The sequence below is a fragment of the Ruegeria sp. BG10 genome, assembly GCF_056538575.1.
Window position 1 is genome coordinate 1 of record NZ_JBQFTI010000010.1, and the last position, 23,130, is coordinate 23,130.

General features: G+C 53.3%; 26 protein-coding genes. 15 read left to right on the top strand and 11 right to left on the bottom strand.

Annotated features, from left to right (window positions below; all coding sequences use genetic code 11):
• Positions 1 to 117 precede the first annotated feature (117 nt).
• Complete coding sequence (locus ACR0D8_RS21820) at positions 118 to 573, top strand: RrF2 family transcriptional regulator (RefSeq protein WP_480649634.1); 456 nt, start codon at positions 118 to 120, stop codon at positions 571 to 573.
• 308 nt (positions 574 to 881) lie between these two features.
• Here ACR0D8_RS21820 and ACR0D8_RS21825 read toward each other — a convergent pair whose 3' ends face one another.
• Positions 882 to 1,775, bottom strand: coding sequence for a LysR family transcriptional regulator (locus ACR0D8_RS21825; RefSeq protein ID WP_480649635.1), 894 nt, complete (start codon positions 1,773 to 1,775; stop codon positions 882 to 884).
• Positions 1,776 to 1,897: 122 nt separating this feature from the next.
• On the opposite strand from ACR0D8_RS21825, the gene ACR0D8_RS21830 reads away from it, so the two are divergent.
• Positions 1,898 to 2,782 carry an SDR family oxidoreductase gene (locus ACR0D8_RS21830; RefSeq protein WP_480649636.1) on the top strand — a complete coding sequence of 295 codons (885 nt, stop codon included), beginning with the start codon at positions 1,898 to 1,900 and terminating at the stop codon, positions 2,780 to 2,782.
• A 67-nt stretch (positions 2,783 to 2,849) separates the two neighbouring features.
• Entirely contained in the window at positions 2,850 to 3,689 is an 840-nt protein-coding gene (locus ACR0D8_RS21835) for an SDR family NAD(P)-dependent oxidoreductase (RefSeq protein WP_480649637.1), read from the top strand.
• Between the two features lie 89 nt (positions 3,690 to 3,778).
• On the opposite strand, the gene ACR0D8_RS21840 is transcribed toward ACR0D8_RS21835, so the two are convergent.
• The 3 genes from ACR0D8_RS21840 to ACR0D8_RS21850 form a co-directional block, all read right to left on the bottom strand.
• Positions 3,779 to 5,014 carry an adenylate/guanylate cyclase domain-containing protein gene (locus tag ACR0D8_RS21840; protein ID WP_480649638.1) on the bottom strand — a complete coding sequence of 412 codons (1,236 nt, stop codon included), beginning with the start codon at positions 5,012 to 5,014 and terminating at the stop codon, positions 3,779 to 3,781.
• Between the two features lie 240 nt (positions 5,015 to 5,254).
• Positions 5,255 to 5,404, bottom strand: a complete 150-nt coding sequence (locus tag ACR0D8_RS21845; protein ID WP_480649669.1) for an ester cyclase — start codon at positions 5,402 to 5,404, stop codon at positions 5,255 to 5,257.
• A 317-nt stretch (positions 5,405 to 5,721) separates the two neighbouring features.
• A complete protein-coding gene (locus tag ACR0D8_RS21850; protein WP_480649639.1) occupies positions 5,722 to 7,065 on the bottom strand; it encodes an adenylate/guanylate cyclase domain-containing protein in 1,344 nt (447 codons plus the stop codon).
• 498 nt (positions 7,066 to 7,563) lie between these two features.
• Between ACR0D8_RS21850 and ACR0D8_RS21855 the strand changes: the two genes are divergently transcribed.
• From ACR0D8_RS21855 to ACR0D8_RS21870, 4 genes are all read left to right on the top strand, one after another.
• Positions 7,564 to 8,712 (top strand): helix-turn-helix transcriptional regulator, encoded by a 1,149-nt coding sequence (locus tag ACR0D8_RS21855; protein WP_480649640.1) that lies wholly within the window; start codon positions 7,564 to 7,566, stop codon positions 8,710 to 8,712.
• Positions 8,713 to 8,854: 142 nt separating this feature from the next.
• Positions 8,855 to 9,211, top strand: a complete 357-nt coding sequence (locus ACR0D8_RS21860) for a hypothetical protein (protein ID WP_480649641.1) — start codon at positions 8,855 to 8,857, stop codon at positions 9,209 to 9,211.
• Positions 9,212 to 9,354: 143 nt separating this feature from the next.
• Positions 9,355 to 9,636, top strand: a complete 282-nt coding sequence (locus ACR0D8_RS21865) for a hypothetical protein (RefSeq protein WP_480649642.1) — start codon at positions 9,355 to 9,357, stop codon at positions 9,634 to 9,636.
• Positions 9,637 to 9,754: 118 nt separating this feature from the next.
• The gene (locus tag ACR0D8_RS21870) at positions 9,755 to 11,917 is read left to right on the top strand and encodes a hypothetical protein (RefSeq protein WP_480649643.1); all 2,163 of its coding nucleotides are present in this window, start codon (positions 9,755 to 9,757) and stop codon (positions 11,915 to 11,917) included.
• Between the two features lie 264 nt (positions 11,918 to 12,181).
• Here the strand turns inward: ACR0D8_RS21870 and ACR0D8_RS21875 are convergent, their stop codons facing one another.
• Together ACR0D8_RS21875 and ACR0D8_RS21880 are read right to left on the bottom strand one after the other, a co-directional pair.
• Positions 12,182 to 12,814, bottom strand: a complete 633-nt coding sequence (locus tag ACR0D8_RS21875) for a tyrosine-type recombinase/integrase (RefSeq protein WP_480649644.1) — start codon at positions 12,812 to 12,814, stop codon at positions 12,182 to 12,184.
• A 153-nt stretch (positions 12,815 to 12,967) separates the two neighbouring features.
• Complete coding sequence (locus tag ACR0D8_RS21880) at positions 12,968 to 13,438, bottom strand: MarR family winged helix-turn-helix transcriptional regulator (protein ID WP_480649645.1); 471 nt, start codon at positions 13,436 to 13,438, stop codon at positions 12,968 to 12,970.
• Between the two features lie 103 nt (positions 13,439 to 13,541).
• Between ACR0D8_RS21880 and ACR0D8_RS21885 the strand changes: the two genes are divergently transcribed.
• Together ACR0D8_RS21885 and ACR0D8_RS21890 are read left to right on the top strand one after the other, a co-directional pair.
• Positions 13,542 to 13,910, top strand: coding sequence for an antibiotic biosynthesis monooxygenase family protein (locus ACR0D8_RS21885; RefSeq protein ID WP_480649646.1), 369 nt, complete (start codon positions 13,542 to 13,544; stop codon positions 13,908 to 13,910).
• A gap of 37 nt (positions 13,911 to 13,947) precedes the next feature.
• Positions 13,948 to 14,391, top strand: a complete 444-nt coding sequence (locus ACR0D8_RS21890) for a hypothetical protein (protein ID WP_480649647.1) — start codon at positions 13,948 to 13,950, stop codon at positions 14,389 to 14,391.
• Between the two features lie 85 nt (positions 14,392 to 14,476).
• Here the strand turns inward: ACR0D8_RS21890 and ACR0D8_RS21895 are convergent, their stop codons facing one another.
• Positions 14,477 to 15,160: an ArsR/SmtB family transcription factor gene (locus ACR0D8_RS21895; protein ID WP_480649648.1), complete on the bottom strand. Its 684-nt coding sequence runs from the start codon at positions 15,158 to 15,160 to the stop codon at positions 14,477 to 14,479.
• Positions 15,161 to 15,234: 74 nt separating this feature from the next.
• Here ACR0D8_RS21895 and ACR0D8_RS21900 point away from each other — a divergent pair, with 74 nt between their 5' ends.
• The 3 genes from ACR0D8_RS21900 to ACR0D8_RS21910 all read left to right on the top strand — a co-directional run bounded on the left by ACR0D8_RS21900 (position 15,235) and on the right by ACR0D8_RS21910 (position 16,389).
• On the top strand, positions 15,235 to 15,558 hold the full coding sequence (locus tag ACR0D8_RS21900) for an NIPSNAP family protein (protein WP_480649649.1): 324 nt from the start codon (positions 15,235 to 15,237) through the stop codon (positions 15,556 to 15,558).
• Positions 15,555 to 15,902, top strand: coding sequence for an antibiotic biosynthesis monooxygenase family protein (locus ACR0D8_RS21905; protein WP_480649650.1), 348 nt, complete (start codon positions 15,555 to 15,557; stop codon positions 15,900 to 15,902). Before ACR0D8_RS21900 ends, ACR0D8_RS21905 begins: the two co-directional genes overlap by 4 nt.
• 127 nt (positions 15,903 to 16,029) lie before the next feature.
• On the top strand, positions 16,030 to 16,389 hold the full coding sequence (locus ACR0D8_RS21910) for an antibiotic biosynthesis monooxygenase family protein (protein ID WP_480649651.1): 360 nt from the start codon (positions 16,030 to 16,032) through the stop codon (positions 16,387 to 16,389).
• Positions 16,390 to 16,569: 180 nt separating this feature from the next.
• Here the strand turns inward: ACR0D8_RS21910 and ACR0D8_RS21915 are convergent, their stop codons facing one another.
• Positions 16,570 to 17,466 (bottom strand): LysR family transcriptional regulator, encoded by an 897-nt coding sequence (locus ACR0D8_RS21915; RefSeq protein WP_480649652.1) that lies wholly within the window; start codon positions 17,464 to 17,466, stop codon positions 16,570 to 16,572.
• Positions 17,467 to 17,559: 93 nt separating this feature from the next.
• Between ACR0D8_RS21915 and ACR0D8_RS21920 the strand changes: the two genes are divergently transcribed.
• Positions 17,560 to 18,297 (top strand): SDR family oxidoreductase, encoded by a 738-nt coding sequence (locus ACR0D8_RS21920; RefSeq protein WP_480649653.1) that lies wholly within the window; start codon positions 17,560 to 17,562, stop codon positions 18,295 to 18,297.
• A 120-nt stretch (positions 18,298 to 18,417) separates the two neighbouring features.
• Here the strand turns inward: ACR0D8_RS21920 and ACR0D8_RS21925 are convergent, their stop codons facing one another.
• Entirely contained in the window at positions 18,418 to 19,320 is a 903-nt protein-coding gene (locus tag ACR0D8_RS21925; protein ID WP_480649654.1) for an SDR family oxidoreductase, read from the bottom strand.
• Positions 19,321 to 19,504: 184 nt separating this feature from the next.
• Here ACR0D8_RS21925 and ACR0D8_RS21930 point away from each other — a divergent pair, with 184 nt between their 5' ends.
• Positions 19,505 to 20,470, top strand: coding sequence for an AraC family transcriptional regulator (locus tag ACR0D8_RS21930; RefSeq protein WP_480649655.1), 966 nt, complete (start codon positions 19,505 to 19,507; stop codon positions 20,468 to 20,470).
• Here ACR0D8_RS21930 and ACR0D8_RS21935 read toward each other — a convergent pair.
• Positions 20,450 to 21,364, bottom strand: a complete 915-nt coding sequence (locus tag ACR0D8_RS21935) for an AraC family transcriptional regulator (RefSeq protein WP_480649656.1) — start codon at positions 21,362 to 21,364, stop codon at positions 20,450 to 20,452. The genes ACR0D8_RS21930 and ACR0D8_RS21935 overlap by 21 nt on opposite strands.
• Positions 21,365 to 21,459: 95 nt before the next feature.
• On the opposite strand from ACR0D8_RS21935, the gene ACR0D8_RS21940 reads away from it, so the two are divergent.
• Positions 21,460 to 22,209, top strand: coding sequence for an SDR family oxidoreductase (locus tag ACR0D8_RS21940; protein ID WP_480649657.1), 750 nt, complete (start codon positions 21,460 to 21,462; stop codon positions 22,207 to 22,209).
• Positions 22,210 to 22,281: 72 nt separating this feature from the next.
• Here ACR0D8_RS21940 and ACR0D8_RS21945 read toward each other — a convergent pair whose 3' ends face one another.
• Entirely contained in the window at positions 22,282 to 23,124 is an 843-nt protein-coding gene (locus tag ACR0D8_RS21945) for a methylenetetrahydrofolate reductase (protein WP_480649670.1), read from the bottom strand.
• Between the last annotated feature and the right edge of the window lie 6 nt (positions 23,125 to 23,130).

Genomic DNA, 23,130 nt, shown 5'->3' on the forward strand with positions numbered 1-23,130 from the left:
TGCGGAAGAACGAATTAACGTAACTTTATAAGTAACGTGACTTGTTGTGTCAATATCATGTGCTTTTATTTGTCACATGACCGTACTTGCCGTAAACTGACGGGAGAGGAGGAACCGATGAGAACCGACAGCCGACTATCTCGCGTTTTGCACGTCCTGATGCACCTTGGTGAAACAGAGGAACCGATGACATCGGAACTGATCGGGCAAATGTTGAACACCAATCCCTCCCTAATTCGACGCACGATGGGGCTTTTGCGCAAGGCAGGTATCGTTGGTTCGTCGAAAGGGCATGGCGGCGGCTGGTATCTTGAGAAACCGCTGGCAGATCTGTCGCTAACAGATGTCTACTCTGCCTTAGGCGAGCCCAAACTCTTTGCAATTGGCGCGTCTGATGACACGCTAACTTGCTTGTTAGAGCGATCAGCAAATGCCGCGACGCAAAGGGCACTTGATGCAGCACGAGAGAGTTTCTTGCAAACCCTTGCCAGTCAGAGTGTTGCAGACCTCATCGAGCTATCACGCGCCGAAATCGCAGCATACCAGGCGCGGGCATCGACCAGTACTGAATAGCAGTTGACCAATGTAATTGTGTTGACGACGGAGATTTGCTGTTCCACGCCACATGCACTGATCACGCATCAATGAGAGCCAGAAGCTTGACACTTCACTTGATCCTTTGAACTCGGATTGTGCTTGGGCTGGCGCGAAGCACGGCATCAATGCGGCGGCCGATACGGCGGTTGCCACCGCCCCAGTCGGCCAAGCTTGTGTGGGTGTACACGCTGTATTGCCTGGTCTAGGAGGCCGGTTCTAACCTTCGTGAGAGGCTGTTGCGCAGAGGACCGTCCCAGAGTCCGTGATTCTTTGTGGTGAAGATCCTAAGTCGAACCGCCAGAAAGGAGTTTCGGAACAAGTTCCTCAGCAAGGGAGGCGACTGCGTCCACTCGTGCGATGCGCCGTGAACCCGGACGGAAGGTCAGATAAACGAAATATGGGCGCGAGGCGTGATTAGGCAAGCAGCGGACAAGCCGGGCTTCTCGCAAGGCCTCACACAACATGAATTCCGGCAGAAACGCATATCCTCGCCCCGCCATTGCAAGATCAAGTAAGACAGAAAAACTCCGTGTGGCAAAGGGTCCGCCTACCTTGATGGTTGAGACATCGTCTGGGGAAAAGAAAGTCCAGGTAGTGTTGGCAACATCACCTCTGAAGGTGAGACAGGGTTGGTCCTTCAGGTCGTCTGGTGTGTTGATCGCTGTCTGGGCTGCAAGCTCGGGTGACGCGACGAGCCAGCAACGAAAGCTGCCAAGCTGCTTCGCGACCAGTCTGTCATCTTCGAAAGTTCCGATCCGGAATGCCAGATCCGTATTGGGATCCTGCATATCCTCGAAATCATAAGCCGGGCGCATGACCAGCGTGAGATCTGGGAAGCGCTCTTGGACGGCCGGAAGGATTACTGAGGCAATCACCGAGCCGAATTCCGCTGTTGCGGCGAAGTTCACCTGACCTGAGACGTCCCCGCTTTCTTCACGGGCGATGTCACCCAGCAAATCAATGTCAGCCAAAATGGACTGGACCCGCTGATTCAGTCGGACGCCCGTCGGGGTGAGCTTGACGGACCTTCCACTCCGCTCGACCAACTTCACGCCAAAATGGTCTTCCAGCCGCGAAATGTGCCGGGACACACCCGATTTCGCCATGTTGAGTTGATCTGCGGCAACGCTGATCCCACCGAGCCGTGCGACGGTGTGAAAGCTGACCAAGGCAGGCATGCCAATTGTTCTAATATCAGCAACCATCAGTTCAATTTGATACCTCTGTTGCTCTCGGTTGGCAATCTCTAACTTCGAGCAATCAAAGGGTCCATTGCAGGGCCACATTCAGGAGAAAAGACATGAACATACTCGTTACAGGTGCCAGCAGCGGATTTGGAAATCTGATGGTGGCCGATTTGGTCAAGGCCGGGCATCGCGTTGCCGGGACTGTGCGCGATCCCGAAGGACGCAACAAGGAGGCTGCGCAGACCTTGCGCAATCTCGGCGTTGAGGTTGTCGATATCGACGTGACAAACGATGCTTCCGTCGAAGCCGGCGTAGCCGCGGCAGAGGCCACACTCGGGCAGATCGATGTGTTGGTCAACAACGCCGGTGCGGGTGCACACGGTCTGCAAGAGAACTTCTCTGGAGACGATTTTCAGCGTGTCTTTGACGTCAATGTCTTTGGAGTGCAGAGGATGATCCGCGCCGTCTTACCCAAAATGCGGGCACGGCAATCTGGGCTGATCTTGAACGTCACTAGCCTTCTTGGCCGCGTGACAGTGCCCTTCCTTGGCCCTTACAACGCGGCGAAATGGGCCGTGGAGGCACTCAGCGAAAACTACCGCTGGGAGTTGAGCCAGTTTGGTGTCGATGTCGCTGTCATCGAGCCCGGCGGCTTCCCCACGAACTTCTTCACCAACCTCATTCAGCCGTCTTCGCGCGACCGGGATGCAAGCTATGGCGAATTTGCCGGAGCGCCCGAGGCCATGCTGCAAAGCATGGGGGAATCCCTAGCCAACAACCCGCTACAGGTTCCGCAGATCGTGTCGGACGCGGTGCTCGAGGTGATCCATACTGCGCCTGGGCAGCGGCAGTTTCGCAATGAAGTGGACAAGAGCGGTATGGCAGACCCTGTCATTCCGATGAACGTGCAAGCGGAAAAGGCAACCGAGGTGCTCTTCACCGCCTACGGTATGGAAGGTATGATGAAGCTTAAAACTAACGTTGCCAACGCGGCCTAATAACTACGGCAGGTCTGGGGTTTTCCGGGCCTGTCGATCCAACACGAGCATAGGAGGAGCCTAGCCGATGACACACCCCGCATTTACCTCAGACTCTGTGGCCGTGATCACTGGGGGTGCTTCCGGCATTGGCCTCGCCGCAGCAGCGAAGTTCGCTCAGATGGGCATGCGCATTGTTATTGTTGATCAAGACACCGAGAAACTGGCTGCCGCGGCAAACATGGTGTCTGCCGCCGGTGCGGCCGATGTGATGACGTCTGAGACAGATGTCAGTGATCGCGCGCAACTAGAGGCGTTGGAACGGATGGTAGCAGACCGCTACGGCGGGGTAGACATCTTAATGAACAACGCTGGTGTCGGCGGCAAATCATCGACCATTGGGGACGCCACGGCTTGGGATAAGATGCTGGGCGTGAACCTTTGGGGTCCGATCCATGGCACTCAGGTATTCGCGCCAAATATGATCGCGCGAAACAGACCAGGTGCAATAATCAATACAGGGTCCAAGCAAGGCATAACCACACCACCGGGCAACCCTGCTTACAATGTCTCAAAGGCGGCTCTGAAAGTATTCACTGAGGCGCTATCACATGAGCTGAGAAACGGCCCCGGCCATCAGATCACAGCGCATCTCCTTGTGCCTGGCTTTGTTTATACTGGTATGATCTCCCTGCCTGAAAAACCTGCTTCCGCTTGGACCGCAGTGCAGACGGTCGACTTCTTTGTCGACAGCGTGAACCGCGGGGACTTTTACATCCTCTGCCCCGACAATGATGTCTCACGTGATATCGATGAGAAACGCATTGCCTGGAGCGTGGGAGACGTCATCGAAAATCGCCCCCCACTAAGCCGATGGCATCCAGACTATAAGGAAGCTTTCGAGGCGTTTGTGGCGAAGGCTGACTGATCATCGTAACAGTCCACCACTCAGGACAAGATAAAGATTGAAGACTGTCCGGCGGCCATACGGGTTAGGCGGCGCCTTTCAATTCGCGTTTAATCTATCGTGAACAACTCCTGTCTTTCAGCAACACCGCGCAATCTGTATTGCCCAAGGGAAACAAGGCTTGGAATGGAGTTTACTAAGTCGCCAGCCACCTTGTCGGAAACGACAATGTTCTGATCGAGCGCGTTGCACATGCCAAGAATACGGGACGTTGTATTGACTGCTGGGCCGACCACTGTGAAATCCAGGCGAGACCTACCGCCAATGTTGCCATAAAGAACATCGCCGGCGTGCAGCGCAAGAGTGAAACCGGTCGTTGGCAAACCATCCGCTTGTCGTTGTTGGTTGAGTTCGTCAAAGGTATCTCGCAACTCCGCTGCCGCGTGAATTGCGACGCTGCGCGCGTCCGGAACTTGATTGATATCGAAGATGGCGAGCATTCCATCTCCCATGAATTTCAGAACATTACCGCCATGGCGTTCAACTACGTCAACAGCTTCCGCGAAGTAATCGTTTAGCAATTCTATAATTGAATGTCCCGGAAGCGCCTCTGATAATTTGGTAAATCCTTGTAGATCAAAGTACCAAATTACGGCTGAAATCGTTTCGGATGAACCTCGGGTGATGTCCCCGGAAAGAACGCGCCTACTGGCGTCTTTTCCCAAATAAGCGGCGGTTATGTCTTCAGCCATCAGCCTGTTTGCCCCACATTTCAGCGTCAGGCAAAGTGGAGATATTAGTTGACGTAGACCGTCAAGTTGCTGGCTTGTGAAGCCCCCCCTCGCGTCGGTTGCCAATGAAATAATGGCGCCTTCCTCGGCCTGCATTGGATCGACAGGTGTAGCATCATCTGGAAGAAGGAAGAACCGTTTGACAGCGAAGTAGTCTGTGGCACCGCGCTCGCGAAGTTCGTCAAACAACGGAAAATTAAACTCCGGGTCCTGGACCGTTAGGTCTTGTCTAATCTCTTCAACGTTGTTTACCAAAAGATAGTAAATCGGGCTCAGAATGTATTCTTCAGGTGCATTCGTTCTTCGAATAAACTCTTCTCGCTCATTTCCTCCGTCCCTGTGCCATCGGAAAGCGACTGTCCCAATCTCGGGATGATGTGCGCGCACAGTGATGTTTGCTCTTTGAAGTGGAATTCCCGCCGAAACAAGACGCTTGCAGAATGCTTCGAGCCAGATCTCCACCGGCGCATTCTCTAAGCCCTGTTGAACCAGCCAATCTGCTATGTCCTGGATGGCGGCGGTCAGTTCCCAGTTTTGGACTAAAGGAGCTGCCATGATGTCCTCTTAATGAGCTATCTGAACAGTTAGTTCTCAGTCTAATTCACTTCGGGCACACATCAAATTCAATTCTCCCACTGCGCTCGCAGCCCGAAGCGGACCTTTAAATCCAAACGTGGAGTCTTCCGACATGCGGACAAGCCTGCTGTTAGGTCTACATTCCGAGAAACGTATCCTTTGGGTTTGCACTCAATTGTGCCTTGGTTGAATCTATGTCCCCTAAAACCCAAAGGCTTCCTATTTTTCGATCCCGCAAAGTAAAAAGGCCGCCCCGGCCCATTCGATCCGCTTTTGCGTTCCCTCCACCCCGAAAAACTTACCTTGGTGCGTTCCGACGAAGAATATTCGGGCAGCTGCTTTTTGCCCTTCGTCAACGATATCGATGATATTTCATTGGAAGTCTGGGAGAGCTGCGCGAACTTCTTCCATGTAACGAATGAATTCCTCCGGCCCCGAGCGCTTCGCGCCGAGGCTCCCGCGAAAATCGACCTCTTGGTGTAAGATTGTTTTAGCGCAGTCGTTATCTGATGAGTTGCATGCTTCGTGGTAAAATCTTCCAATAAGATAAGATAGTTTCATGAAGTGACCCCGATTTCGGTTACATGTCCTGTATACCGTGGCCTAATTTCGGACTCGATACAGGCGTTCGATGTATTCCATTCAATGTCTGCGCTGCGGACGAACGCTGCTATTCAATATTGGTGCTATGTAGCAGAATAAACCCAAACCTTTAGACCAGCTGCTCGTCCCCGAATTTCTTGGTAGCCAGCAAGTGTCAGTCGGTCGAGGGTCGGAACGTTCCCATTCTTTTGGATAGCACGCACCAACTCGTCGCTGGCAACGAGCTGCGCATCGAGGTCGCGAGTAAGATGTTCAATCCTGCTGGCAATATTCACGGTATCGCCGATTACACCATATTCAAGTCTGCGTTCATTCCCCATATCTCCGGCCACGACTATGCCCCAATGAAGTCCGATGCCTACACGGATAGGCTCAAGGCCAGACAACAATCTGTCCTCATTCCAATCCTTTAGGGCATCAATCATCGCGAAAGCGCAATTCAATGCGTTTGCTGGATCGTCAGGGCTTGGGTCAGGCGTTCCAAAAGTCGCCATAAGCCCATCGCCTATGTATTTGTCCAAAGTTCCATTGTTGTCGAATACGGCCTTTCCCAGGCGCTCATGATAACCTCGAAGAAGGTCAATCACCTCCTCGGCGTTCGCGTTTTCACAGAGCTTTGTAAAACCCATAATGTCAGCGAATAGCACTCCGACTTCCTGCTGTCTTGCGGTGGCAATCTTGGCATCTGAGTTGCTCAACTGGTTGACAACATTTGGCGAAAAGTATCGCGCTAAGCTGGCGCGTTTTCGCTCCGTTGAAAGCAAGTTCCAAATGAGCTGACGGGAGCGCGCGACCACAATCGCAAGGCCTGCGGACACTATCAAAACGACCAGGAGCTCGGTTGCTGCATAACCCAGGAAAAGAAAGTTCAGGTCTGATCCGGCTTCAAGCCAGGCGTCGATTGTTTGCTCTCGCAAATCAAGATTGCTGAAAGTGCCTGGTTGGCTCAAAAACCATGCCCACATTCCCAGGCGGGTTAGAATGATGCTCAGGCCGCACCAGACAACCAGCACAGGTCTGAAACTGAAAGACGCCTGCATCAAAAACAAAAAGAAATAGAGAAAACGGGCCGAATCCATCGCGATGGCCGGTGGTAGGGTATCATCATTAAAGGGCGAGCTTAGCGTGAAGACCAAAGCCAACAGAGCGCAATCAAGGGAAACAAAAGTTAGCTGGAGCCATAGTCCGGTATAACGCGTACGAGCGGCGGCGTACTGAAGCCCGCCGAGTACGACGAAGACAAAGATTTCCAGAAGATTGAAGTAATACGTCGGTCCCGTTTCTGTACTGTCTATGGCTTGCCACAAAAGAACAAGAACCAAAGCGACGGTGCGAACTTTGGCGGCCAACAAAATGCCACGGCGTTCCTCTTCTGCAAAGGCTGCTTTGCTGCGTTCCAGCAATCTGTCTTGGATCTTATCTGACATTTCTCTGGTATCTTAGACGGGCTCTCAAAATCGCCAAACCAATCTCATTTGGAAAATTCAAGGAGAGACGTTAAAACTGGTTTGGGCTCGGAGCGAGCAATCGAAGCCAACAATAGGGAGGCGACGTCCGCTACGCGGAGATAGCCGCCTTTTGCTGGTGCTGCTATTGCTGGCGCAGAAACTACTCGCGGGCGCGGCATGATTTTCGCTGTGAAGCAGCATGCGTCGTCAGAGCGGTCATTGAAAGCCACCCTGAAGGGCGAAATTCAATCCACCATTTCGCCGCAATCGGGACCGACAAACGAGGAGCGGACAAACTGAGCTTTCGCTGCGGCTGCTCCAATGGCTGCTTATGGAAATCGAGACCTGTCAAAAACGGTCCATTTTGCGTCTGTCAGAAACGACAGGCAGAACCTTTCGATGCATTTGGCTGATGAGCCTATTCAATTCTGTTAAAGTCGCCCTGAAGCTGATCTTTGCTCGAAGGATGCGAACGAAATGGACCCAAAAGGATATCGGGCGCTTGAGTTGATATACGACACAGCTGTTAATCCGGGAAGTTGGCGTCGTGCGTTGGATGCGACAGCAACAGTCGTCGAAGCCAAGGCTATTGCATTGGTAATCCGTGGCAAAAGGGCTGGCGCAAAAGACTTGACGATGATGTCCAGCGTCTACCTGGACTTTTCACGCACACCTGCAGGCTGGTACTACGGTGCGTGGCTCTCGCGCAAGCAGAACCAAGACTGGGATTTTCTTCAGGCCCAACCCCCGCATGAACCAGTGCCCGACCTGGAAACGGGACTGTCAGCTGAAGCCCTAGATGCGCGCAAGGACTATGCGTTTCTGAGAAAACGAACCGGTGTTGCTCGGCGGCTTGGGGTCCGTTTGAACGCCGATTCCGTTTGGTTTGACGCCATGAGCATCGGGTTTGACCGACAGAAGAACGAAATCCCACCATCTGCGAATGACAGATCGCGCGCCTTACTTCCGCACTTGACAAAAGCACTAGAGATTGGCCGTGTTTTTGCGCTTTTAAAGGCTCGGTACAAGGCAGCACTTGCCGCCTTGGAGCGGGTGCAAGCAGGAATTGCAATTGCGCTGCCGGACGGACAGATCATCGTCAAGAACGCCGAGGCGGAGAGGATATTTGGCCTGAAGGATGGCATTGTGCTGTCTGGTGATGGTAGAATTGTCACCACTGATCCCGATGTAACGTCCAAAATTCGGGCGCATATCCTTGACGTGGGTTCAACGGCGCAGGGTCAGGCCAATCGGCATGAGTCCTTAGTTTCAATCGCGCGGCCATCCGGTCTGACGCCATTCCTGTTGGATATAGGCCCCGTCAGTGACAGCAAAGCCGAGCTGGAAAAGGGACTCGATGGAGCGCTCGTTACAATCATTGATCCCGAGCGTATCCCGTATCTTCGATTAGATCGGTTTACAGAACTCTACGGATTAACCCAGGCAGAAACCGATGTCTGCCAATGGATCGCTGACGGGGCAAGCATTGCGGAGATCGCCGAGCGGCGCGGCACTAGCCCTACAACTGCCAAGAACCAAGTGTCGGCGGTGCTTTCTAAGGCAGGCGTTGGCAGTCGGGCTGAGCTAATTAGACTGATCCTTCGTGTTCTGCCACCCGTTGCCTAACGATTGTACAAGAGCGTAAAAAAATCGGACGTTATGATCCAAACGGATCATGAGCGGCAAAAACAAAATCTATACCCATACAGATGCATGCCTCCCTATTTCAAGTGTGCCCCAAGCATAGGACTTTGTAGGAGAACAAGAAATGGCCCTAAAAGCTTTACGCTGGTCAACAGCTTCAATTTTGGCATCAACACTCCTTGTTTCTGCTGCTCGCGCAGACATGACAGGCAGTTGGCAGTTCACTTTTTCAAATGGCCATAGCTGGCAAGCTAACTTAAATGAAGCGAGTGGTCAGATCAGCGGAAACGTTGTCATAACAAATCAGCCAATCAGGGGCCGAATCCATAAAGGTGGCTTTGTTTTCGGTCGCTACGACGGTGGCTTGAGGACCCCTCAATTTTATGGCGGAAAAATCTCGAGTGATGGTGACAAATTGGTTGGATCGTTTTGCCACGAACTTAAAGATTGTTCTGTAACGTTCACGGCCATTCGACAATAGTGGGTTGCGCTCCACAAAATTCCTAAGAACGATGTAAGAGTCTGGTTTTAAATATATTAAAGAACAACCACGTTCGAATTTTCTGGGAGAACTTCAGAAGACATCGCATTTCCTCCAGATAAATTCCGAGGGGTTATCCCGCAATGTTGAGATCAGTTCTATTTAGTCTTCTTTTGGCGGCACTGGGTCTCGCACCTGTTTTGGTAGCCGCCGCTGAACCCCAGATCAAGATAGCCCAAGCTGGCCAGAACATCACCCTATGGGACGGTTGGAATGTCGACGCGGCGATTTTTATCAAGGTAGACGGCGGAGAGGGGGACGACTGCATCAGACTTTGGTGGATTACCATGGGCATCAATTCAGAGTCTTGGGAGGTCTGCAACCAGACGGAGGTCGAGGTGAAACTACCGCTGATCTATGGCTAACTCAGGGCTGGTCACTTTAGCCGTCAAACAGCAGTCGCCGTGAGCGATCGAGCCGGGGTCGCTTACAGCTTCGAGCTCTGTGACCGAATTATTGAATGTTTAATTTCAGGAGGATCAAATGCTGGGTCGAACTTTGAGAAACGCTCTTGCATTCGTATTGATCGTCTCTCTTTCAGGGTGCTTTGAAGAAACGATCACAGAGCTCGTTGACAAGAAGTTTCCGCCGGTCGATGCCGAGGAACACCGGTCAACTGCCGTTGCCACCGGACTCAGCGCGCTCTCGGTGGTCAGCCAGACTGATCTCGCCGTGGTCGTACCAATTGACGACATCCAAAAGTTTCTTGACAACACGGACACCTTGAGCACCGCAAACCTGGCGAGTGTCCAGGTCGTGGGAGACCGGCAACTTCTGTTTGTTGATATCGCCGTTGACGGTGTGTTTTCGTCCTCGATGTTCGATGGAATGGACGCAGAAGATGCTGCAATCCTCGACGCATTAAAGCCAAAACTTGTCGGAACACTTAAGATTGGTGCTTCGATAGCAAGCGCTGCCGCTCAAGATGATGACCAGAACCTGCTCCTAAGCTTTCGGCTTCTACCCTTATTCCGCGAGGTGCGGGTGGAGGAACTGAACGTCGCTGAAGCAGTGGACATCGCTGCTCCGGCCGATTTCGCCGCTGAGATTATTAACTTGTTTGCCGACAACGTTTCCGGCGAACTCAGTAGAGCGAGTTTCACCAAAGTAACTGTGCCCGCTGTGCCCGTTGAGTCCATCTCAACATCGGTCAAGAAGCAAGATACGCTTGAGGATGGAACGAAAGTGGCCGTGGAAATCGAAGGTGAACCCATTGCCTCACCGGTCTTTGTTCGCGCAGTTGCATTCAAGATTGAGCAGGATGCCGTATCGGTCCTTGTCGACTTGGCCGAGGCCGATGACGAGGCACCTCAGCCTGAGGCCGCTGAGGGGGATTATTCAGACTTTGACGAAGCTTTTCGGAATCGCCTTGCAGATCTCGTCCCAACAGGTGAGCAGCCATCGACCGTCTGGGCGGCAGTGTCCAAAGAAAGCGTAGCGCACATTGTGAATTCAAGCTTCGAACAGGCAAAGCTGTGTATCAACGCGGCGGCAAGTGTTCCTAAGCAGGAGTTCTCTGAAAAGGTTGAAATTCCGGATGAAAATACGGTGGATTGTACTCCTACAAGAAATTGCTCCATCGATCGAGACTGCCGCCAAACGAATGATTGCCGCCAAACTGAAGACTGCCGTCAAACGCGCGATTGTCGTCAAACAAACGACTGTCGCCAGACCCAAGATTGTCGAGCCTGTCTGCTGAGAGCGCCGCGAATATTTGGAGAAGGCGGTCACTGCATTCAATCTGGTCTTGATCCGATCTGCCAAGCTAGAAATGAAGGCCGCAGAGTTGACTGTGAGCGTTTAAAGACGCAACGGCGCCTTGCGTGTGAGGCGGAGAAGGAGGTGGCGCGTGATGCATGTGAGGTTCGCAAAGCTGGTCGAAGGGCTGACTGTGAGCGTTTGAAGGCGCAGCGCCGCCTTGCTTGCGAGGGAGAAAAAGAAGTTGAACAGGCGGCATGCGAAGTCGAGAAAGCAGGCGAAAGGGCTCTCTGCGAGACGGGAAAGGAAGCTTTGAAAAGACTCTCTCGGACCGGAAACTTCGCGAATGTTAGTGGTTTTGCCGAAGCATCGGGTAGTTTGAGAATTTGTATTCCTCACTTGGCTTTCGATGAGAACCTTTCGAAGTTGGAAGTTAAGCTGGACGTTGGCGGTCAAGCCGACGCGCGCGTTGGCCTGAAGTTCGTGCCGCTCGATATAGCCGGGCATGTGACGTGTCCAGTTCAATGGACGGAGAACAAGGACATTAGACTGTCCCTTCCAAACCAAGATTTTTCGATTTCTACGACCCTGAGCTTCCAGAATGTTGACGAAAACCTTTCGATTGGTGCGGATGTCGCGACATCTGAACTGGCTCTGAAGCTGAGACCATCGCCGCGTCAACTGATCTTCGACAACTACAACATGCAGCTGTCGTGCCCGCTGGTTGGCGGTTTGTTGACCGCCGTGCGCGGTCCGACTTTGCTTGTCGATGCGACAGGCGCGATCCCGGAGCTCAGTGGCGACTTCGTGTTCCCCGGCGTGTCACAGAAGTTCGAGTTCGAGGTGGAACCGATTGAGGTCGAATTGCCTTCTACGGAACTATCAACTATGACCTCTGTTTCTGTGGGTGAGAAGGGAATCATTGTTAGCATCGCGGTTCAGGAGTGATCCCAAGTTTGCGGTGTCCACCGGTTTCCAGGAAAATTTTGGAGGAACGCTGGCATGCACTCACTGATACCGGCAGCTGAATTGTTCCTGTAGTATGATTACCCCGAAACACGCGACCCGATGAAAGAATTCCTTAAAGTGAAGACCGTACATTCATTCGAATTGCAGCACCGGTAGGGACGGGCTCGGTACCGACCAACGCCGCGTAAGGTATCAAAGCCAGCTTTGAAAAGGCGAACGGCGGGGGCCGTTTGCCAAGGTGGTTCAAATGTCGATACGCTCAGCAATGCTAAGGGCATCTTCGAGTTCAACGCCAAGGTAACGCACTGTGCTGTCGACCTTCGTATGTCCGAGCAGTAACTGGACGGCGCGAAGATTGCCGGTCTTTCGGTAGATCTCGGCTGCCTTTGTTCGACGGAGTGAATGCGTACCATATCCGCTCGGTTCTAGGCCAATCGCAGTCACCCAGTCACGAACGAGCCGTCCATACTGGCGAGTTGAAATGTGTAGACGGTCGTGGAACCGGCTGGGAAACATGAAGCGACATGCAAACATCTCTGGGGACTTGACCCAGGATAAAACAGTTTCGCGCGTGTTTTCCGTCAGTTCAAACTGGACTGGTCGCTTGGTCTTGCTCTGGATCACCGAAACGCGTTCTCGCACGCGATCATCTTTTACCAGGTCAGATACAGCCAATTTGACCAGATCACAGCCGCGCAGCTTGCTGTCGATGGCGACGTTGAACAAAGCCAGATCGCGTAGATAGCCCGCCAGTTCGAGCCGTGCCCGGATTGCCCAGACCTGTTTTGGCAGCAAAGGCCGTTTTTGACCGATGATCCGCCCCTTGTTCCAGGCCATGCGTTTCGGGGTGGTTGCGGGAAGTTGGACTCTTGGCATGATTTGCCCTCCGATCCGCCCCCCAATCCCAGTCACCAGCACCATGCTGGCATTGGGTTTGTATCGTCCTTTGTAACGGCAGTTTTCAGAAGACGACCGACAGTGTCGGTGCTGCAAGTGCACTCTGTACGAGTGTCGGCTTTGGGTCGAACTCTAATCTTGTCGCGTTGAGGTTTCTTCAAGGCGTGTTTTGAGACGGTCAACAACATTTTGCGCTGTCGCAATATCATCTGGCGACAGGCCTTTAGAGAGTTCATTCACCCATGGGATTTGCTTCGCAATCGCGGCTTCGTACAACTCCTGCCCCTTTTGGGTCATGACAACCAAGTGTGCCCGCTTGTGGTGTGGGTTCGGCTGAAACTCCACAATGCCTTCTTTGCTTAATTCATTGATGATCCGTTGTACGCCCTGCCGGTGAACGCCCATCGTCCGTGCATGCCAGGCAACGGATTCCGGCCGATCAGAATAAGCAATGGCGCCGAGGATCTGCCATCGGGCGCTTGTCAAACCGAGTTCTGATACGAGGCGATCACCCGCAAGCTGTAATCGACCGTTCAGCCGAAACACATCCAGTATCAAGGCTGTCACGGCTTCTCCTTCTTCGGTCCTTCGCGAATCCGGCATGTCGATTCCTCATTTCATTTGACAACGTGTTGTCGTTGTGTTTGATGCTTCCTAAATATGACAACATGACACCAAATTAAAGCAACTTTCAAGGAGCACCGAAATGGTAAGTTTCAAACCCCTCGACCCGGAGTTTCCCATTGAACGGCAATTGGACATCGACGCTGGACCCGTCGTTCTCGTCAATCTCTTCACAGTCGATCCCGTTGACCAAGTCGCCATGGTAGAAGCTTGGAAGTGCGATGCCCAATGGATGAAGAAGCAACCGGGTTACATAAGTACCCAACTGCACAAAGCCGTTGGCGACGGCAGCATGTACCTGAACTACGCGGTCTGGGAGTCTGTTGCGGACTTCCGCGCGGCGTTTTCTAACCCCGAGTTTCAGCAGCAGCTTAGCCATTATCCCTCAAGCGCTGTGACCGCCCCCCATCTGTTTGAGAAGGTTGCGGTGCCGAATTGCTGCACGGCCTGACGAAATCCTTTCCAAAAGCCAATTTGAGGGAACCGCTATGAAAACAAAGATTCACGCCATCGCAGAGGGAATCGGCTTTGTGATGATCCTCCTCTTCTGGACATCAACGGCCACCAGCGAACTCTTTGCGAGCCATGAAACAGTCGCAACCGTCAAGGCATTGATCCTGAAAGGCATGTTCATTCTCATTCCGGCAATGGCGATTGCTGGCGGATCGGGCATGGCAATGGGTCGGAAACGCAAGGATGCGCTTACGAAGGCCAAGAAAACCCGCATGCCTGTCATTGCGCTGAACGGCTTATTGATCCTCGTACCCGCAGCCTGGTTTCTGGCGGGTAAAGCCGCTGCTGGCGAATTCGACAGCACATTTTACACGGTTCAGGTGATTGAACTGTTCGCCGGGGCGGCCAACTTCACGATGATGGGACTGAACATTCGTGATGGTTTGCGAATGACCGACAAAATTCGAAGGGCGCGCTGAAGATGTGGTTCCAATCCAAGCAGGGCCAAAATACCGACATTCGAGCAAACGCAGCGAATTAGTGCTATGTAGAAACACGACCGGTTTAGGTCACCGGAAAAAGCTTGTTAAATTTCTCTGCTCCATTCCGCGAGAACGTCACTACCCGCGTATTCTGATCTCGTTTGACCCAGGACAGTTCCTCGAAGCGACCGAGAAACGCGCGGCCTAAGCTCCCTGCCAGATGGGACCGGCGCTCACTCCAATCTAAACATTCTCGACAAACTGGAGCTCGTGCCTTGCGTAAGCTCTCGATGTCAATTTCGAAATCTGTTGCGAAGGCGGCACCTGTCTCGGTCAGTTCAAGTTCCTCGCCATCCAGAACCAAATGCCCGCGTTCTACGAGGCTATCAAACATCTGAGTACCCATGTCCCCTGCCAGATGATTGTAGCAAACGCGGGCCAGCCGCAATTCCGCGTCTCTCGGGCCTGTCCGTTTGCGCAAATATCCCGACCCCGCCGCAAGTCCCATCAGACCCTCCAGGACGTGCGCCACCTCGTCGCTGGCGAGCGCAAAATATTTGTGCCGCCCCTGTTTTCGAGGACGCAACAGCCCACCATCATCCAGCTTCGAAAGATGGGAGCTGGCGGTCTGGATCGTCACTCCTGCTTCCTCCGCCAGTTCACTGACAGTCAGGGCTTTGCCACTCATCAGCGCGGTTAGCATGTTGGCGCGGGCGGGGTCGCCGATCAAAGCGGCAATATGAGCTATATCTGGGCCTTCTTTCATAGTTCGGTCTTAATCGAAGCATTGGCGGAAAGCAAACAGCTAGGATCGGCAAAACACACTGGAAGGAGCCCGCCATGTTGACTTGCGTTATCCGTTACCAAATAGACCCGACCAAGAAGGCCCAGTTCGAAAAGTATTGCCGCAACTGGGGTCAGGCGATCCCGCGCTGTGGCGCTGATCTGATCGGCTACTACGCGCCTCATGAGGGGTCGTCGACGCTCGCCTATGGCATTTACAATGTAGCCAGCCTTGCAGACTACGAGGCCTACCGAGTGCGCTTGGCCACCGATCCTCTCGGGCGGAAAAACTACGAGTTTGCCCAAAAGGAGAAGTTTCTGCTCCGCGAAGATCGTACCTGGCTCAAGCTCGCTTCTTCACCGCACGGAGACGGCACATGATCGCTGTGATCTTTGAGGTCGAACCGGCAAAGGGTTGCAAGGACGAATATCTCGACATCGCAGCAGAAATGCACCCGATGCTCGATGATGTCGAGGGATTCATCTCGGTCGAGCGGTTCCAAAGCCTGACGGATCCGCATAAAATACTGTCTCTGTCGTTCTTCAAAGATGAAGACGCAGTAGCACGCTGGCGCAACCTCACCGCACATCGAGGCGCGCAAGCGAAAGGGCGCTCCGGAGTTTTTGATAACTACCGCCTGCGGATCGCCAGCGTGATCCGGGATTATGGCATGTTTGATCGAGAGCAGGCTCCGGCTGACAGCTGGAAGGCACACGCGACATGAGCTGACGCCCATCTTGTCAAAAATGACAACGAGTTCAGCAGCATCAACGCTTCGACCCGCATCGAAACAATAGAGCCGTTTTACTGATAGGTATCACTCGAAGAATCAAATTAGATGGATAATACGCATGATTGTCATGGTATTTGAGTTCGACGTTGAAGCACATGAAATGGACGACTACATGCAAACGTCAACGGATTTGCGCGAACATCTGAATGGTATTGAAGGCTTCATTTCAATCGAACGTTTTGAAAGCTCGGCCAAACCCGGCAGATTTGTCGCCATCGGCTACTTCGAGGACGAAGATGCTGTAACCAAATGGCGAAATCTTCCTGCGCATCGTCGCGCGCAAGCGCTTGGCCGGTCCCGCTTCTTTAAGAGCTACCGTTTGGTGATGGCTGACGTTACCCGAGACTACACCCATGACCTAAGGCGAGATTCTGCCCCAGATGACAGCAACAAAGCACATCGAGGCCATGATTCCTGAAATCCAAAATTGCAAAGCCTTTTAACGAATGTCCGGATTGGGCTGCCTCCAGTCAATCATGCTTGCCGCAGAGAGTGGCCGCTTCGAGCCCACTTTTACCGATGCTGCGCGATGCCCCAATTACAGCAATGCGCAGTTTGCGGACTTTGCAAAGTCGAGAGGACGGCCCTGGCCATTTTGTCAAAGCGCGGCGTCATCGAAAATTCGAACGACCCAATCGAGGAAAACCCGGACGCGCGGAGAGAGCTGTCTGTTTTGTGGATAGTAAACAGCCAGCGGCGTGGGCGATGGTGGAGCTTTCGTTAAAATTTCTACAAGGCGTCCCTCTCTCAAGTCTTCCAGAAAACGATATTTCGGCGCTTGTCCGATCCCGAACCCATCTCGGATTAGATGATGCACTGTGTCCGCGTCATTCGCTGTAACTAGCGCTGGCAACATAACGTCCTTAAGCTTGTCTCCGATCTTGAACTCCAACGGCAATGCGCCGCCAGTGCGCGAAGACAAAAAACCAACCATCTGATGACCCTTCAGGTCATCAACGGAGTTAGGAGTGCCAAACTTGGCCAGATACTCCGGGCTTGCACATGTGATCTCCGGAAGATCTGCCAGGTGTCGTGTGATCATTCCACTGTTATCAGGAATGCCGGCACGGATAACGCAATCAACGCCCTCGCGCACCAGATCCACCAGGCGCTCTGTCTGACCGAGTTGAAGGGTGATCTTGGGATACTTTGCAAGGAAATCAGTCAGGTGAGGTAGAAGAAAGACCCGCGTCAGCGTACCAGGGGCATCAATGCGAAGCAGACCTGAGGGCTCGTGCCCGCGCAGTGCTCCTTCAGCTTCCTCCAGATCAGCTAAAATTGACGCGCATCTTTGATAGTAGGCTTGCCCATCCGGTGTTGGGGCCACGTGGCGGGTTGTGCGATCCAGCAGCCGACTACCCAGGTCGCGTTCCAGCCTCTGGATGGCTTCACTTGCGGTAGACCGCGGAATATTGAGATCCGCTGCGGCCTTTGTAAAACTCCCGCGTTCGAGCACCCGAACAAACAGGCGCATGGTTTCAAGTCTATCAATCATTGTTCGCTTTTACCGAATTGTATTTCCGAAACAAGGCTGATTATCTGGATTGTCTCCGTATCTATTTTCGCTGCAAACAGACAGGAGACTGACATGGTACACGAACAACGAACGGCAATTGTAACCGGGGCCAGCAAAGGGATTGGTGCAGCCATCGCACTTCGCTTGGCTCAGGATGGCCATGCAATCATTGCCAATTATGCAATTGATGTGGCCGGAGCGAACGAGATTGTAGACGCGATCAAAAAAGCTGGCGGCCAAGCAATCGCAGTTCAGGGTGACATCTCTGATCCATCCTGCATGCCAAGTTTGTTCGACGCGGCTGAACAGGAATTCGGCTCTGTCGATGTTCTGGTCAACAACGCGGGTATAATGCGCCTGAGCGCAGTTGCATCTACTTCCGATGCTGACTTCGAGGCTCACTGCGCCATCAACATTGGTGGTGTCTTTCGCGGCATGCGCGAGGCTGCCAATCGCCTAAACGCAGGCGGAGTGATTGTCAGTCTGTCCTCCAGTGTTGTCGGGCTCTATCAGCCGACCTACGGGGTCTATGCGGCAACAAAAGCTGCGGTAGAAGCGATGACCCATGTGCTGGCTAAAGAATTGGGCCCTCGTGGCATCACCGTGAATGCTGTCGCGCCTGGGCCAGTCGGGACCGACCTGTTCATGACTGGCAAGCCCGAGGCGGTAATCGAGAACATCAAAAAGATGAACCCACTTGGGCGGCTCGGAACGCCCGAAGACATCGCTGCCGCTGTTTCGCTTCTGGCCGGGCCAGATGGCCGGTGGGTCAGCGGTCAAACACTGCGGGCCAATGGCGGTGTCGTCTAAAAACCCCTCTGGAAGCTATGCATTTCTGACCCGGTTGCGGAAGTGAGAATGATAGCTTCCAGATTTATGCGCTGGCAGGCAGCTACGCTGCTAGCTCATGCCTATCTATTCTTTCCCTCCTTAGCCATTCGATGAACAGTAAAGTCCAGCATCAATGTCTTCAATCAGACCTGGCTCTGTTGGGGACCAGTTCAGAACCTCTTGGGTCCATGTGCTCGATGCTGGACTGTCTGAAGCAGCCATGAAACTGAACCAGTCAAAATAGGCTTGCGCATCGTCACCGGTTTTAGAAGAGACTGCCAGCCCCAGACTGCAACCCAGGGCTTCGGCGATATCCTTGAAATGCACGCCTTCTTCGGCAACGCCGTGGTAGTGAACACCGCCTTCGTTGCGCTCCAAAGCCAGCCGGTAAAGACGTGCTGCATCCAGGCGATGGACGGCACACCAGCGGTTTTGTCCTTCATCAATGTAAGCGCCTTCGCCATTTTGCGTTGCGATGTCTGCCAGCATTCGGACAAAGCCATGATCACCCGCACCATGTACAGAGGGGGCGAGGCGCACAGCAGCAATCTTCACACCTTTTTGCGCCATTTCCGCGCCAGCGTATTCAGTCGCTACGCGGGGGTTTACCATGTCGCCCGTCGGAGCAAGGTCTGTTTCCTTGGACTCAACACCTGGCGTCAGTATCGCTGTGCCGGATGTCGCAAGGAACAGCCGGTCAGAGCCTGCCAACTCGCTTCCGATTGCTCGGATCACTTCGGCATCGTGAGCGCAGTTTTCTGCAAATTTCGAGAAGTCGTGGTTGAAACCAAGGTGGATCACAGCGTCTGCCTTAGCTGCGCCTGCGCGCAAGCTGTCGAGATTCTCAAGGTCTCCGTGATGTGCCTCAGCACCGACTTTTTTCAAGGCCTCGGCTGAGGATTCTGAACGAGCCAACCCGATGACTGAGTGGTCGTGATCCAATAGTTCGCGGACGACGGCAGACCCGACATAGCCGGTGGCTCCGGTTATGAAAACGCGCATTGATATCTCCTATGACTTGTTGAAACCTGCGCGGCGGCTCAGGTTTTCAGTCAGTAAAAGTATCGGAGAAACTGACGTCATCAATAAGTGAACATCTCGATTATCTTCGCAATCGTCCCAATCCCTTGGATATTCGGCTTCTAGCTGATAGAGTTTTGATTCAAACCTAATCGGCAGAGATCACGTGGACCCTCTTTCTGACATCCTCTCCATCCTGAAACCTCAGAGCCATCTGGCAGGTCTTCTCGACCTTGGGCATCCCTCCGCGATTGGCTTTCCCGATCAGGCGGGTGCTCTGAAATGCAACGCCATGATTTCTGGTGATGCCTGGGTGTCTGTTGAGGGCCACAAAGAACCCGTTCTGGTTAGGGAAGGCGACTTTTTTATCCTACCGACGGGCCGTCCTTTTGCGATCAAAACCGATCCTTCCCTTGAGGCCGAACCTGTGGAACAGATTCTGACAGCGCCACTTTCGGAAGAGCCAGCGGTTATCAACGGTGGCGGGGGCACAATGATTGCAAGCTGCCGTTTTACGGTTTCTCAAGCTCACGCATTTAGGCTCATTTCGATGCTGCCGTCGATTATGGTTATTCCGGCGCAAGTAGAGATCGCCGCCCATTTGGTTCACTCAGTAGGATTGATCCTGGAAGAGCTAGCTGATGCTCGTCCGGGTAGTGCGTTGGTTGCTCATCACCTCTCGCACGTGGTCCTGATCCAGACCCTGCGTCATCATCATGCGGAGAAGGATACCCAACTGAGCTGGCTCAAGGCACTCGCTGACACACGCTTAGCCTTGGCGCTGACTGCAATGCACGGTGATCCCGGAAAGAAATGGACACTAGGCGAATTGGCTGAAGGCGCAGGAATGTCGAGATCAGTCTTTGCGAGGCGTTTCCAGGAAGCCGCGGGGCAGAGTCCCATGGAATATCTTGCCGTTCTTCGAATGATCAAAGCAAGCGACCAACTCTTGTCATCCCGATGCACTATCGCGACCGTCGCTGAGGCCTTCGGGTATAAGTCCGAAAACGCATTCAACACGGCTTTTAAAAGGGTGATGGGTCGCCCACCCCGTCAATTTGTGAATGAGCGCTCCAGAGGTTGTTCGGACACTGCTCTGACCGCCGAGGACCTATCCCGAAGCTTCCAGTAGATTTGCCTTAGAATAGCGCGCGGGCGGACATCCTACATAGCGGGAAAAGGCCGTACTGAAGGCACTGGACGACCCATAGCCTGTCTGGGCAGAGATTTCGGCAATGCTGAGATCGCCCGTTCGGAGCATATGCTTTGCCAATGTCATCCGCCAGTTCTGCAAATAGCTCATTGGAGGCATTCCCATGACCCCCTCAAACCGGGTGAAGAATGCAGATCGAGACAGCCCAGCTTCGGTTGCAAGAGCCTGAACAGTCCAACTGTGAGCCGGGGCCGCGTGCATGGCTCGCAAACTGGGTCCAACCCGCATGTCTGCCAATCCATGCAAAAGGCCGGCAGTCGGGGTCGGGTCCGCGCCAGAGCGAAAGGCTTCGATCAGTAGGACTTGCAAAAGGTTCTTGACGATCACATCTCGCGCCGGCCTGTTTGCGCGAGCCTCGTCGCGAACAAGCCCCGTAAGCGCAGCCAACCGACCCTCACCGCGGACAAAGATCAGATCAGGCAGTAGAGAGATCAATAGATCAGCGTCCGGGCTGGCAAAGGTGCAGTGTCCCACGAGCTGTTGAACTTCTGGATCCGCGTCAGATACCCCAAGCCGGAAAATACCGTCTTCACCCTCCACCGGGTGGTTGACCAAATCAGCGGGTGGCGGAGGGTCCATGCTTGAGAAGGTGAAGGATTTGACCGCAGGGATCAGCACAAAATCACCCGCATTCAATACCAATGGTTCTTTTCCTTCGACCTCCAGGCGTGCCCGTCCGGTTAGAAGTGAGCAGTAGAAGGCCTCGTTTACATCCTCTCGATGCACTCGAAATGGTCCCGATGCATGCACCAGCTTTGAATAGGATGCTTTGGGTTGAAGGAGGCTGATGATTTCAGAGAATGGATCTGCCATTTCGGACCATTGATAATAAGAAACGGACTATTGATTATATATAATACTGCCGACGTCCTCTACTTTCAAGGCATCAACAAATAGGAGACAACGTCATGCAGACCGTATTGATCACAGGATGTTCTTCGGGATTTGGCCTGGAGACGGGGCGCTTTTTCCTCGAACAAGGATGGTCGGTTGTTGCGACAATGCGAAAGCCAGATGAGGCCTTACTTCCGGCCTCGGATCGTTTGACGATCTTGCCATTGGATATCTCGGACAGCGAGAGCATCACAAAGGCTGTGGAAGCTGCGGGCCCCATCGACGCTTTGGTGAACAATGCAGGCGTCGGCTGGCTTTCCCCTTTTGAGGGTACATCAGAGGATAACCTGCGTCGGATCTTTGAGACCAACACGTTTGGCACCATGGAAATGGTCCGAGCTGTGCTGCCACAAATGCGCGCGAAAGCGTCGGGGGTGATCGTGAATGTCTCTTCCAGCGTCACACTCAAACCGCTGCCGCTGGCTTCGGTCTACACAGCAAGCAAGGCCGCAGTGAACGCCTTCACCGAATGTCTTGCCCTTGAATTGGCTCCTCTGGGTATTCGCACCCATATCGTTCTACCTGGTCAGGCGCCAACAACGAATTTCGGCAAGAACGCAATGGCACTGATGTCAGAATCTAATGACACGCCTGAAGACTACAAGCCGTTCGTCGAGCAAACCATGGCTGCCTTCATGAACACCGAAGGGAAGGAGTTCACCTTCTCCGAGGATGTCGTTCAGGCAATCTGGAGGGCCGTCACCGACAGCACATGTCCACTTCGGATCCCCGCTGGAAAGGACTCAGTCGCTCTGGCGGCTTGACACCTTCAACAATCAGAAAAAGCCCTCTCGAAAAACCAGCATGGCCGACCTCAATGGCTGGCCTTTTTTACCTCAAGCTAGCATTTTTCTCGAAGCGTCCCGTGTTTGGTGCGCCTTAATCGCAGCAAGCCACTCAACGGCAACCTTCGCGCCACCAAAAGGATAAAGGTGAACCGCAACATCAGCTAAATTGCGTCGTTGCAGCCCTTGTTCGATCAAGCAGACCAGACGGGAGAAATCTACGATCCCGTCCACGGTGACACTCACGTTGTTCAACCCGCCAGCCGAAACCCCGAATGAGCGTGCAAACCTGAGCAGGAGATCCTTTTTGGTCGGCCCAGGTATCCCAATTTGGATCGGCTGGCTAACACCAATGTTTCGAAGCTGGCTTATCCAGTTGAGAATTCTGTCGGGATCAAAGGCAAGTTGAGTTGTTATGCTCACGCTGCACCCGTAGGACTCCAGAAGTTTTACCTTCTGCTCCAGTAGGGCCACGTCCGAACGATAGCCTATGGCAGCGTTCCCCTCAGGAAACCCTGGCAAGGTGACTCTCTTGATCGCGTATTTTTCAATCCACTCGGTTCGAAGGAGATCCATCGTGTTGTTGAATGGCCCCGACGCATCTGATGGGTCACCACCAACGACCATGACTTGTCCTTGTGCGCCCGCAAACCGGAGTTTTTCGGTCAGGTCAAACAAGTGTTTCTTTGATTTAAGGCGACGAGCTGCAAATATCGGCACCGGCAACAGTCCGGCATCGTCGATCCGGCGCACCGTTCGCAGCCTGTCGTAATCATCCTCATCGTTCAGCCAGGCCACATTGACAGGGGTTCTCGCAGGAATAAAGGGCGCGGCTGTTGTGAGATCCGCAAGCGTCTTTCCTGTCGCCTCAAGTGAATAGAAATTCAAATCCATCAAGGA